Source organism: Bremerella cremea, assembly GCF_039541315.1.
Classification (GTDB): Bacteria; Planctomycetota; Planctomycetia; order Pirellulales; family Pirellulaceae; genus Bremerella; species Bremerella cremea.
Genome location: NZ_BAABFZ010000005.1, coordinates 865,931 through 879,007, shown reverse-complemented (window position 1 = coordinate 879,007; position 13,077 = coordinate 865,931). Strand labels below are relative to the sequence as shown.

The 13,077-nt window shown below is 57.4% G+C and carries 8 protein-coding genes and 1 tRNA gene; 4 read left to right on the top strand and 5 right to left on the bottom strand.

From position 1 onward, the window contains the following. Positions 1-142: 142 nt before the first annotated feature. Positions 143-1,480, bottom strand: coding sequence for a hypothetical protein (locus ABD890_RS20405; protein WP_345094037.1), 1,338 nt, complete (start codon positions 1,478-1,480; stop codon positions 143-145). A gap of 230 nt (positions 1,481-1,710) precedes the next feature. Here ABD890_RS20405 and ABD890_RS20400 point away from each other — a divergent pair. Further along, positions 1,711-1,794 (top strand) — tRNA-Ser (locus tag ABD890_RS20400). A 73-nt stretch (positions 1,795-1,867) separates the two neighbouring features. On the opposite strand, the gene ABD890_RS20395 is transcribed toward ABD890_RS20400, so the two are convergent. Together ABD890_RS20395 and ABD890_RS20390 are read right to left on the bottom strand one after the other, a co-directional pair. Further along, a complete protein-coding gene (locus ABD890_RS20395) occupies positions 1,868-5,203 on the bottom strand; it encodes a PVC-type heme-binding CxxCH protein (protein WP_345094035.1) in 3,336 nt (1,111 codons plus the stop codon). Next, entirely contained in the window at positions 5,200-6,798 is a 1,599-nt protein-coding gene (locus ABD890_RS20390; RefSeq protein ID WP_345094033.1) for a hypothetical protein, read from the bottom strand. The genes ABD890_RS20395 and ABD890_RS20390 overlap by 4 nt, the downstream gene beginning before the upstream one ends. Before the next feature lie 240 nt (positions 6,799-7,038). Here ABD890_RS20390 and ABD890_RS20385 point away from each other — a divergent pair, with 240 nt between their 5' ends. The 3 genes from ABD890_RS20385 to ABD890_RS20375 all read left to right on the top strand — a co-directional run bounded on the left by ABD890_RS20385 (position 7,039) and on the right by ABD890_RS20375 (position 11,859). Beyond that, complete coding sequence (locus ABD890_RS20385; RefSeq protein ID WP_345094031.1) at positions 7,039-8,421, top strand: right-handed parallel beta-helix repeat-containing protein; 1,383 nt, start codon at positions 7,039-7,041, stop codon at positions 8,419-8,421. Between the two features lie 103 nt (positions 8,422-8,524). Beyond that, a complete protein-coding gene (locus ABD890_RS20380) occupies positions 8,525-9,661 on the top strand; it encodes an HlyD family secretion protein (protein ID WP_345094030.1) in 1,137 nt (378 codons plus the stop codon). Continuing rightward, a complete protein-coding gene (locus ABD890_RS20375; protein ID WP_345094027.1) occupies positions 9,658-11,859 on the top strand; it encodes an ABC transporter permease in 2,202 nt (733 codons plus the stop codon). The genes ABD890_RS20380 and ABD890_RS20375 overlap by 4 nt, the downstream gene beginning before the upstream one ends. Before the next feature lie 99 nt (positions 11,860-11,958). On the opposite strand, the gene ABD890_RS20370 is transcribed toward ABD890_RS20375, so the two are convergent. Continuing rightward, positions 11,959-12,465, bottom strand: a complete 507-nt coding sequence (locus ABD890_RS20370; protein WP_345094025.1) for a DinB family protein — start codon at positions 12,463-12,465, stop codon at positions 11,959-11,961. Positions 12,466-12,651: 186 nt separating this feature from the next. After that, positions 12,652-13,062, bottom strand: coding sequence for a holo-ACP synthase (gene acpS, locus ABD890_RS20365; protein WP_345094023.1), 411 nt, complete (start codon positions 13,060-13,062; stop codon positions 12,652-12,654). Between the last annotated feature and the right edge of the window lie 15 nt (positions 13,063-13,077).

The window sequence follows — 13,077 nt, the reverse complement described above, 5'->3', positions numbered from 1 at the left end:
TCACGCCAGTAGCTTCGTCATTGTCTGAGGCGCAAAAACAAGAATGTATGGTTCGATGTTATAACTTAGCATGCTATGGACCGAATCTGCGGATTCCATTTCCAATTCATTGCAGATTCTTATATTCGTAATACTGTCAGAATTATCCTTGACTCTCGACAGGCGAAACGGCTTCTGCCAGCGAGGTCTCTTTAGCGGGTTCTGCCGGTGTCTCTGCTGTCGGAGTGGCTTCCGTAGGCTGTTTGCCCTTGCCGAAAATGCCTCGCCAAATCGACCCGCCCATCGAGCGTGTGAGCGTGCCCCAGCGGAAGTCGTGAATATCTTCGCAGCCAAACCTCTGAGCTAACGCTGCTTCCTGTCCGCGATAGGACGCCGGGAATCGCAGGATCAGTTGGGTACCGTTCTCGGTCACGCGCAGAAGACCAGGAAAGAGCGAGCCCTGGGCAATCGCGTAAGGGCCGGGTGGCAATACGATGGTTCGACTTGGTCCAATCAACAGGAAGCGGTAACTGAATTGCCAGCCATTGTCTCCGTGGGAAATAGATCCGAGTGTCAGCCAAGGGAGCGGACCACCCAACGAGATGAACGTCGTGAACTTCTTTCGGTTCTCGTCGATCTTGTCACTGCGAAACAAAAAGACATCGCCAATCAAACGGAACCCGAGAATGGTGGTTCGGAACGATCTTTCAAACGTGATCAACGACAGGATCAAGATCGGCACGGCGATCAGCCCGCCCAGCGCCGGATGAATCCAACAGGCCAGGTACATGCACAGCAACACGCCGATCCGACCGATTCGCAACACCGTGTCGACCAGCGGAAATGGATTGATCAGGATCAACACTTCAAAGACGTTGCTCATCACCCAGACGCTCGTGTAGAACGCGAACATCAGGGCGACAAGCCCGAATGCGAGAATAGTCCCCATCGGGCCTGATTGCCCGCCGAGGTTCACATCGAGCAAGTGGTAGATCAAACGGAAACCGACCAGAAAACCCAGCAGGTGAAACAGCACCCCAAGGATGTCGAGCGGCAGCTTCAGATAGCTGGCAAACGTTAGCACCGTGTCTTTGAACATCATCAGCAGCGTGATCAAAATCACGGGGATGAAGAACCACGGCTGATAAAGAAAGATCAGCGAATCCCGCTGAGCCGGATCGGTCATGAAGTAGACGACTGGCGACGCGATCGAGAGCACCAAAAGCGGCGACAACCCGGTCGCCGTCACCCCGACGATATCTTCCAGGCCGTTCACCACCATGCCAGCGCGACGCCGCCCGAAAAAGTCGGACAAGATGCTTTGCGGCGATGTGTAGAGCTTCGGCTCCCCTTCTAGCTCCGCGTCGGAAAAATCTTCCGCCGACGCAGGAATATCTTGAGCGAAGGCAATCGTCGGACTGCCCGCAGGTAGCCAGTCTGATAGCAGTAAGAGGGATGCGAAGAGGAGCAGCGTGATGATGCTTTGCCGGAGATTATTCATGGAGGTACGATCCAAGTGTCTTTCGGGCAACGATTCGTCGGTTTCATCATAGCGTTATTGTCTGGTCGCGTTCCAATATTGGAGGACTCGCCAAAAATATCGCTCTCGCACGAGTCGCTGCCCGCCGTCAAGTCACTGCAATCGCTGCGATCGGAACTCGGCCCGTTGACATAACTCCATGGGCTCGTTAGCGTTTACGTTGATGAGTAATCCACCGATTGCCCATGCCCGGAGGCGAGCCGAATTGGTTAGGGAGCGGATTTGAAATCCGTCGCCGGTTACGCCGGTTGCAGGTTCGAGTCCTGTCGCCTCCGCTTGAGAAGATCTTTGATCGCCCGAAATACGCTAACGCCTTACGCTTCATCGTGTAAGGCGTTTTTCGTGTCGCTACCGCTTGGGAAGTGGCGATTGAAGGAACTCGAGCAGGTCGGCCATTTGATCCAGCGAGATCTCTTTCTCCAGCCCATCGGGCATCAGCGAGCGGTCGCTGGTCTGGAACAATTCGATCTCGGCTCGGGTAATTTCCTGCGTCTTGCCATCGGCCAATTGCAGCACGATTGCCTGGGGCGTTTGGTGGATGACAATCCCGCTGTAGCTTTGTCCGCTGTCGGTCAGAATTTGGCTGGCGGCATACTTGGGCTCGACTTTGCCGCTGGGATTGAGAATATCGAACAAGATTGCTTCGCGCGGACGGTTCTGAGAATCGGCCAGGTCTGGCCCGACGCTTGGCTGACCAGGCTCTGTCGGCGTGTGGCACTTGGCGCAGTTCTTCAAAAAGATCGCCTTCCCGGTGGTCGCGCTGCCGATGGTCTTTGTGACCGACTGATATTGCTTGAGCACCGCGGCGCGATCGCTGTTGGCGGCCTGGCCGAGAAGTTGTTCCGCCTGTTTGCGTATCGCGGCATCGCGATGCTGGCGAAGTTGCGACTGCTGATCGAGGCTCAAAGAGGTTCGCGAAATCGTTCCCAAGCGAAGTGCGGTAAGCAGGAACTCGACCCCAGGCGTCGATTTGATCAGCAGCGAGATCGCCGCGTCGCGCGTGCCTGGTTCGAGCTCAGGCCAAAGCTCGGCCAGAAGCTGCGACCGTGCTGGCGTGAGTGGAGAAACAAGCGTAGCGACTGCTTCCTGTTGAACCAAAGCAGGCTCACGGGGAGTACACAACTCGGCAAAGAAGTCGTCGCTGGCCATCTTGGCAAGGCGAATCACTTGTAGGGCATCGCGGCGCAGCGTGGGTGACTGTCTTGGATCATGGGCGAGATCAAGAAGTTGCGTCGCAAGCTGCTGCTCGGCCTTCGGCAACTTCACCAGCAACGCGTGAAATTGCTTGGCATTTCCCAGGCCCGTCGTCAGTCCTTTCAGTACGGCAAGTTGTCCGGTCGGGGCCTTCTGCGAAAGTGCGACCTGAAGTGTGGATAGCATCTCTGCTTCATCACGTCGCGAACCGACCACATGGGCCAGCCGCTCTGCGAGGATGCTCTGCTGTGGGAGATCGGCCGAACAAATTGACAAAACTTCGCCGGAGCACTTTTCGGATGCGGCAACGATGGCGTCTGCAAAGGTCGAATTCGCTCCGTCGCTTGGAAGCAGTGACGCCAGCACGTTCGCTTTGCCCGGATCGTCGGTCTGTCCGAGTGCCAATGCGAGTTGAAATCGAACCTGCTGATCAGTGTCGTCAACCAACTTCATCGCCGCCTGGCAAAGTTCAGGGGTGTCTGCCCAGTGACGCTTTGCCAGGCGAACGGCATTGGCACGAACTTCGGGGTGAGCATCGTTCAGTCCCGCATGAATCATTTCCCGCGACAAGCGGCCAAGGCCTTCCAACGTCCAGATCGCATGAAGTCGGGCGAAAGGGGAGTCGCTGGTTTGGAAGAGCTTTTCGATATCTGGCTGGGCATCGTGTCGCTGCTGTTCCACTAAGATTTGCTGGGCCGTTCGCCGACGCCAGCCATTCTCGCTGCCAAGCATCTTCACGAGATCGCTGGTCGTCGAAGGGGGCGTGTAGAAGTTGCTTCCCGTAGTTTTCACGGGCACAATCCGCCAGATTCGCCCGCGATCTTCTCCGGCCCGCCAGTCAAGCTGGGCCGCGATTTCAGGCGGAAGGAACTTCGGATGCTCGACCCACAAACGGTACATGTCAGCCAGATAGAGCATCCCATCGGGGCCGTTGGAAAGACTTGCCGGACGAAACCAGGTATCGGTCGCTGCCAGGAAGTCGGCGTTCTCTTGAGCACGCTGGGAAGTCAGACGCGATCCGTCACGGGTAACGATCGCCCGGGTCACGAGATGCCCGATCGGTTCGCAGGCGAATACGCTATCGACCATCGCTGGTCCCAGTCCATCACCCACGTAAGCCGTCGTGCCGCAAGCCGAGGTGTGCGTACCGGCGTGCGAAAGCCAGTTGCTTTTCATGGCGACCAGCGGAAAGACCTTCGAGTCGCCGCCAGACGGAGCGACATCGTATTGAATCGATCGAATCGGCGCGAAGCGATTCTGCGCGGCTTCTTCCAGCGACATCGTTGTCGCGATGATCGGATTTCGATTCGTCGCAAACAGTCGATCCCCCCAGGCCGTGATCGTGTTGCCATACTGACCGGTGCCGCTGGCGGGGCCGAAGTCGAGCGTCAACGGATCGATCCAGAACTCGTTGGGCGGGATGGTCTTCGTTGTGTTGTCGACATGCTGCGTGACTTTGCCGACGCCGTAGTTCAAATAGATTCGATTGTCCAAGCCCCAACGTGGGCAACCGACCTGCATCTGGGCGTGGGCCGGAACGAAGCCCGAGAAAAGCAACTCGCGCTGGTCCGCGATCCCGTCGGCATCGGTGTCGGTTAGCAAGATCAACTCGGTCTGGGCACATGCCAGGATTCCACCGCGAAACGGCATCAGACTGTGGCAGAAGTTTAACTGGTCGGCGAAGACAATCCGCTGGTCCATCTTGCCATCACCGTCTTGATCGATCAGTTTTACGATTCGCGAAAGAGGTGGAGCGCCTTCCTCAGGCGGGCCAATCGGGTAGTCGCTGTACTCGGCGACAAACATCGTTCCTTGGGCGTCGAAGGCGATCGCGACCGGATCCATCACCAGCGGTTCGGCGGCGACCAGTTCGATCGTGTAGCCTGGTTCGATTTGGAACGAGGCATTTTCCTCTTCCGGTGAACGCGGGGCAGGCGTTGCCTGGTCGACCCAGTGGCGGCCCCCCTTGTTTTGATCTTCTTCGCTGAGCGTGGTCTGTGTGGTCGAAGTTGCCGCCTGGCCATCGTCGGCCAGCTTGGCAATTTGTTCTGCCGTCAATGCTCGGTCAAAGATCGCTACCTCGTCCAGACGACCTTCCCAATTGTTTTCGTTGTTGGCGTGACCACCGATGAAAAGCTGACTGGGGACGGGGGCGTCCGAAATCTGCCTTTCGACTTCCAGCTTTCCGTCGAGGTAAACTTGAACCGTAGTGTCGGTGCGAACGAGTGCCACGTGTACCCAGTCCCAGCGTGCGATCGATGTCTTGCCGTAGGCGACAACGTCGTCACCCGATTTCAGCAGCAGACGCCCGGCGTGCTCTCCCTGACCGGAGAGGCCCAGGTGAACGCCGTGCGAAAGAAACCAGCCTGCGATCGGCCGGGCCCCGGGATCGAGGCCGTTCCAGATCCATTGGCTGACGGTATAGTTCGGCTTAAGCTCGCTGGCGTCGGCAACGATTCGCCCGCCTGCGAAGTGAGCGGCACGGTTCAAGTTGCCTTCCGTCGCCAGGGCAGGGCCATCGGCTCCTTCCAGATAGAAACGACGCCATCTTCGATCTCAGCAGGCGAGGCATTCGCGATCATGTTCGCCGCCGTGGGACCTTCCATGTCGTGCAGCGGGAAGTAGCTCACCGGCTTCAAGCTGGTGATCGTCTCGGCCATTTTGCTCGCTGGAGGCAACGATTCGCGACGTGGTTTGCCGGTAACTGTTTCGAGAAGCGTAAGGTCAGCATCAGCAATCTTCGGTTCGGCGGTTGTCTCCAGCCCTGCCGATCGGGCCGCCCAGGTATTGTAGCCACCCAGCACATGCTGCTCCGGCGGAGGGATGTAGCCGTCGCCGCCATTTGCCAGTTCGATTACCATCGTCTTGGTGGAAGGGCTGCGAGCCTTCAGCTTCAAGCCGGTCAGGGCGTAGGTCTCGTTGGGGGTGGTCGCGATCGCGATCTCTCCCAGGCGAATCGCTTGCAGTACGATCTCCGTTGACTTCTTTTCGTGCAAAAAGATCTGCTCGCGGGCATACACTTCGGCAGGTGTCTTCGGAGCTCGATCTCCCATCTGGGCAACGATCTCTTCGGCCCACTTCAGGCGATCAACGCTCGGAACGCGGTAATTCAGCTTCATGCGAGTTTCCGCCATCGCTAAAGGAGCCTCGGCTTGATACTCGACGTCTTTTAACGCCTGCTGCGTCTTGGCGACCATGCCGTCAACAAAGCCGTCGAAAGTCTGGTTCGTTCCGGTGCGATAATCGAGCCGCCAGATATCACCGCTACAGCCATGCGACATGATCGCGACGAAAGGTGGCTGTCCCTCGCTCGATTTGTCGAGGGCTTCTTCCAGCTTGCTGCAGTAAGCACCGAAGTAGTCGGCCGCGCCGCCACCGCTATAGTAATGCATCGAAAAGTTTGCCAGCAGCGCGATCGGTCTCCCGTCAAGGCTCTGGAACGCGATCATCGAAAGCTCGGGATCTTCCGGGCCTGACTCGCCGGTGACGTTTGCCATGTTGTCGCGAGCCGTGTGCATGCTGGCCCGAACGGTCTTTTCTCCGAACGGATCTTCGCGTTCCATACCGGGGCGCAAGATCCAACGTCGCAGGGCGGTGAACTGGTTAGCATCGACCGATCCCCAGCCGATCTTGGCAGGAGCGAGATTCTTCTCCGCTTCCAAAATGGCCTCGGCCAATTTGATACGCAGGTACGGGACATACGTCGGATCGGCATCAGTCCCCAGGCAACCCATCGAGGCGGGTGCCGAATGAGTATGCGTTGCCGAAATCATCATGTGGTCTGGGCGGATCTGGCTACGCGCGGCAGCCAACTGCTTGGCGCTGTCGGTCAAGTCCTTGGGCAGCATGCAACTATCGGCGACCACCATCGCAAGCCGCGTCGTGCCATCGTCGACGACGATCGCGCGGGCATGGATGTCTTTCGGTTCGCCTTGCCGAGGATAGAAGCTGCCGTTGATCAGCACCGGAAAGGTTTCGGGCGTTATGTCGACGACGGCGGCGCCGACTTGAAGTTCTGCGTACAGATCGGACGCCGAGATAAACGAAAGCAAGAGCGTGCAAACGGCACAACGAAGCCAGGCCATGGCAAGATCTCCGGTCGAGGATACCGAGATGGAGGTAGGTGGGATGCGACGTCAATATGCCACTTCGCCCGGCGGGACGCAAATCTTCTTTCGCCCGGGAAATCTATTTGGAGGACAAAATTCTAGAAAAATGATGTCTCGTGACATGTTTTGCGTTACTTTGGCATTGCACGCGTCCTGACGCTGTTGCGAACGCAGGACAAATCTACCCCTGAAATCGCTGTCGCTGGAGAGTTCACGATGCTCAACATCGTTCGTACATTCCGTTCTACAGGAAGTAGCTTCGCCGTTTTGCTGTTGCTGCTAAGTGTCGCAATCGTGATTGTCTCGGTTGGAAAGGCAGACTCGCAGAACTCGGTGAAGGGAGCCGCGCAACAAGATGTCTTCGACTTCGACGTCGTGGGCGATGGAAGGCACGACGACACGGTCGGGCTGCAACAGTGGCTCGACGCAGGTCGACCGGGGATGGTGCTTCCGAAGGGAGAATACAAAATATCCAAGCCGCTAGTGATCGAGCTCGACAAAGTCGGTGTGACATCGATTGTCGGCGACGGCACCGCACGAATTGTGATGGCCGGGGCAGGACCGGCAATTCGCTTGATCGGAACCCACGAAGGAACCGCTTCGCCGAAGACCGTGAAGTTCAATGTTTGGCTCAATCAACGAATGCCAATCATTCAAGGGATCGAAATCGTCGGCGCCCATGAAGAGGCCGATGGGATCGAAGCACTCAAGACGATGCAGCTCACGATTTCTCAGGTCGCGATTCGCAACACACGCCACGCGATTCACCTGGTCGAACGCAACCGCAACGTGATCATCGCGAACTGCCACTTGTACCAGAATCGCGGCGCTGGGGTCTTTCTCGACGATGTCGATTTGCATCAGATCAACATTTCCGCATCCCATATCAGCTACAACCAGGGAGGAGGCGTGATCTCGAAAGGGGGCGGCGTTCGTAATCTGCATATCAGCGGATCGGACCTCGAAGCGAACGTGCAAAACGTGTTGATCGACAGTGCCGGATCGGCCTGGGGAACCGCTGAGGTTTCGATCACCGGTTGTACGCTACAGCACTCCGAAGGAGAGAACTCCGCGAATGTCCGCTTCATCGGCGCGACTCCGCATGGCGAGCCTTGCTGGGGGCTGGTTTCGATTGCGAACAACATCTTGAGCGACGTCGAAACGAACATCGACATCCGCCAGGCCCGGGATGTTTCAATTGTCGGCAATACGATCGGCAGCGGCTACAAATATAACCTCCGTGTGGAAGACAGCATGAACGTGGTTGTGGGGGCGAATGTGCTGGCACGCAATCCACCGTATCGCGATCGCGAAACGTGCGATAACGCCGTGCTGTTCAAAAACTGCGATGGTGGCACGATCACCGGTTTGCATATCCGAGAAACGCTGCGAGCCGATGCCGGATTGATGCTGGAAAAGTGTCGTCGTTTTCACGTGACCGGTTGCACGGTTCTCGACTGCGAGAACGCCGGGTTGAAGCTGACCGATCTGGAAGAATGCGAGATTCACGACAACATGGTCTTAAGTGCCGACGAAGCTGCCAAAGACTGGCAACCGATAATCGTGACCGGCGGACGAAAGAACCGGATTGAACGATAAAGGTTCCTTGGCCTAGGTGGGATCGATGCCCGGCGAGCGATAGAATGAAGGCAGGTCGTCGACATTCTCCTCGAGATGCATCCCACGCGAAAGTCGGGCAACGATGGTATATCGAGCACTCATCGTCGGATTGGTAATCCTCGTTCTCGGAGGATTGGTCGCCTACAGCAAGTTCGTCCCACCGCCCAATGTGGTCTCAGGCTTTCTCGAAGCGGACGAAATACGGATCGGCTCGCGCGTTGGCGGCCGAGTCAAGCAAGTCCTGGTGGAAGAAGGCGATTCCGTTGCGGCCGGGCAACTGCTGGTCGAACTGGAGCCGTTCGATTTGCTGCAGCGCGAGCAAGAGGCGATCGAGACGCTGGGCCAGCGTGAGGCAGAGTATCAGCGGCTGAAGACAGGTTTCCGCGTCGAAGAAATCGCCCAGGCCGAGGCGAAGTATCATCAGGCCCAGGCCAACTACGACAAGCTGAAGACCGGGCCGCGACCGCAAGAGATCGAAGCGGCACGCGGGCGAAAAGAGGTGGCCGCAGCCGAGTTGTTGCTGGCCAAAGAGAACTTCGCACGCCGCAATCGGCTTTACGAAAACAACACGATCTCGCGAGAGGAATTCGACGCGGCGACCAAAGAATTGGAGTCCGCTCAGTCACAAGTCGAAGTGCGAGGCCAAGAGTTATCGCTGCTGGAAGCAGGGACACGCGAGGAGGAAATTCGTCAGGCCGAAGGGCAGATGGCCGAAGCGAAGGCGGCCTGGGAGCTGGCGAAAAATGGCTATCGGACGGAAGACATCGCTCAGGCTAAAGCGGCCCGTGACGCGGCGAAGGCTTCGGTCGAGGTGATCCGCGAACAGAAAAAAGAGCTGAACATCACCAGCCCGGTCAATGGGTTCGTTGAAGCCCTCGATCTTCAGCCTGGCGACCTGGCAGGGGCCAGTGCTCCGGTGATGTCGATCCTAGATCAAGAGAACCTGTGGGTTCGCTGCTACGTGCCGCAGAACCAGCGAGCGATCCAGGTCGGCGATAAGCTGGCGGTCACGGTCGATGGCATTCCTGGGGAAGAGCATATCGGCGAAGTGGTCTACGTCTCGCGCCAGGCCGAGTTTACTCCCAGCAACGTGCAAACGCTGGAGGATCGCTCGAAGCTGGTGTTCCGGGTGAAAGTCGAATTGGACGAGAAAGTGGGGCGACTACGTCCCGGCATGACGGTCGATGTTTCGCTCGATCCCTTGAAGGACGCCCCATGAGCGATCACAACGTGGTCATCGACGTTCAGCATTTGTGGCGTCGCTTCGGCGACTTCGTAGCAGTTCGCGATGTCAGCTTTCAAGTCAAGCGAGGGGCGATCTTCGGACTGCTAGGTCCCAACGGAAGCGGTAAGTCGACGATCATTCGCATGCTGCTGGGGATTCTGCCTCCCAGCGATGGCGGCGCGATTGTTCTGGGACGCGACGCGTACATCGAGTCGGAAAGCATCAAGCCGCGCGTCGGCTATATGTCGCAGCACTTCAGTCTGTATGCCGACCTGACGGTACGCGAGAACCTAGAGTTTTACGGCCGAATCTACGGGCTCGATTCGCAGCGGCTGGAAGAGCGGAAGCAGGCTGTGCTCGACCTGACCGGGATCCATGACTACATCGATCAATTAGCCGGAACGCTCTCGGGCGGATGGAAACAGCGGCTGGCGCTCGCATGTTCGTTAATCCACGAGCCAGACTTGCTGTTCCTCGACGAACCAACCGCCGGCATCGATCCGGTCGCCCGGCGTCACTTGTGGGACCTGCTCTTCGAGCTCTCAGGCCGCGGTGTCACCCTGGTCGTCACGACCCACTACATGGACGAAGCGGAACGCTGCACCGATGTCGGATACCTCTATCTTTCGCGGCTGCTGGTCCTGGGGAAACCGGACGAGCTGAAAGAGTTGCCGCAGATCACTCCGGAAGGAACGCAGCGATTTGAACTGCGTGTGCCGCATGCTGCGGAGCATCTTTCGCAGTTGCGGCAACAGGACGGGGTTCGCGATGCGACGTTGTTTGGCGAAACCCTTCATGTGTTGATCGATGATTCTCTTTCGTCTGATATGCTGCGGCAGCATCTTGGCGTGACCGATCAACAGATCGAGCTTCGCCCGATCACGCCTTCGCTGGAGGATGTTTTCGTGACGCTCACTGCGAATGCGGAGAAAGAGGGAGCGAACGAAGTTCAAGCCGAACTAACAGTAGATACAGCCGAGACAAAATCGGAAGACGAGCCAGTATCCGCCACCAAGAAGTCGCCTGAGCAACGGAAGTCTGGCAATCCGATGCTGGGGCTGTGGGCGGTCCTGGTGAAAGAGTTCTTCCATATTCGTCGCCAGCCGATCACGCTGTTCTTCATGCTGGTCGTGCCGGTGATGCAGACGATCATCTTCGGATATGCCATCGATACCGAGATCGAAAACATTCCGCTGGTGGTGTTCGATCTGGATGGAAGGCAAAGCTCGCGCGAGATGATTTCGTCGTTCCTCAACACGCGTAAGTTTCGCCTGCTTAAGGAAGTGTACGACGAGGAATCGTTCCACCGGGCGTTAACCTCAGGGAGGGCTCGGGCCGGACTGCGAATCCCGCCGAACTTTTCTGATCGGCTGCTGCGAGGCGAGCAGGTCGAAGTTCAAGTGCTGATCGATGGCAGCGATTCCCAGGTCGCCACCACGGCGCAAAGTACGGCTCAGCTATTGGGGCTGAACTTATCGATGGGAAGGGCGAAAAACTTTGCCGACACGCTGCAGGTCGCTCCTTCTCGGGACGAAAACGGAGCGATCGCGTTGCCAATCGAGGTGCGAACGCGTTTGCTCTATAACCCAGACCTCGATAGTGCTCACTTCTTTGTGCCGGGGCTGGTCGGTATCATTCTGCAATTGGTGACGTTGTTTCTGACTTCGTTCGCCATTGTGCGCGAACGAGAGCTGGGAACGCTCGAGCAGCTTTTCGTCACGCCGGTCGGAAGAATGGGGCTGCTCCTGGGGAAGCTGATTCCGTATGCGATGATCGGTTTCGTGGAACTGCTGATCGTGCTGTCGGTGATGATCTATGCGTTTGGCGTGCCGGTGAATGGGAGCATCGGACTGCTGCTGGCGTTGTCGATGCTGTTCATGGTCTGCTCGCTGGGGCTGGGGCTGTTTGTTTCGACCGTTGCCACCACGCAGTTGGAAGCGGTTCAGTTCGCGTTCATTATCATGTTGCCCTCGGTGCTGCTCTCAGGCTTCATGTTCCCCCGCAGCGAGATGCCGCTGCCGATCTATTTGATCACGTTCGCGATTCCGGTGACCTACTTCATCGAGATCTTACGCGGGATTGTCTTGCGAGCCGCCGATTTTCAAGATCTTGTGCCGTCGGTGATTGGTCTGACGCTGTGTGGTCTGGCGGTGATCAGTGGCAGCGTAATGCGATTCCAGAAACGGCTTTAGAAAAGCGATTGCACCATGCCAAGCGGTCAGGCGTCACGGAGGACAATTGGACGCCTGACCACTGGCAAGAAGGTGTGCCGTGGAAAGCGATCGCGGCGCCTAGTAGGTCTCGTCGCCCGATGGCCCGTACAAGGCTGGAACCGGAACGCCGTTGACGCGGTAATAGACGGTCAGGATCGCTCGGTGGTGGACGATGTGATTGATGACGAAAGTTCGCATGACGGCGATCTTCGGCATGGTGAACAATACTTCACCGCCGCTGAGCAAAGACCAAGGTTTGCCCAAGTCTGCTTCCTGAATGTCGGCGATGGCTTCTTTGGCGGCGGCAGCGTTCTTGTCGAACAAGGCCAGCACTTCATCGCAGTTGGAAACGGCTGTTGGCGAATAGCCTGGTCCGCCGGGAGGATTGAAGTCGAGTTCGTCTTTCGTCCAGGTCGAAACGGCCCAACCTGGGATTTCAGCCAGGTGGCCAGCGACCCAGCCAATGGTGTTCGACTTTTCGTTGATCTTCCAGTCCCACTTATCGTTGGGGACCCGCTCTAAGGTCTTGCGCGTGTTGGCCAATTCGGTTTCAAAATCGCAGAAGACCGTCTGACAAAGGCTCATCGTTAATCGTCCCTAATCCAAAGCATGATTCAGTAAGTCGAGTTCCTGGCCAGAACGCCTGCAATGTATACAGGTGTTCAGTGTCATGCAACTGGGAGGGAATAAAATTCACGAGAACTGCGCATCGGCCCACGCCAAGCGAGTTTTCGCCGAAATTGGTTCGTGGGGATGTGTTGCCAGAGTGGCTTAGACGTCGATCGGCTCGGCCTTCGAAGGATCGCCGAGACCCATCGCGTAGGCCACCGCATGGGTGCGGCAGTGGCTGATGCTGATCTGGATCTCTTGGATTCCGCGGCGTCGCGCTGAATCGAGGGCTCCGCCTGAGAGGTTGATGATCGGCTTGCCACCAAACAGGTTGGCAACTTCGACATCACGCCAGGTGATCCCTTTGATCCAGCCGGTGCCGATCGCCTTCAGCACTGCTTCTTTCGCTGCCCAGCGACCAGCATAGTGCTGGGTCGCCGCTTTGCGTTCGCTGCAGTATTCGATTTCGTGTTGGGTATAAACACGATTGATGAACATCTCGCCGTGGCGTTCGATCATCTGGGCGATGCGCAGGCACTCGATGATGTCGGTTCCGATTCCGATGATTTCCATTGCTTCGCTTGCCTG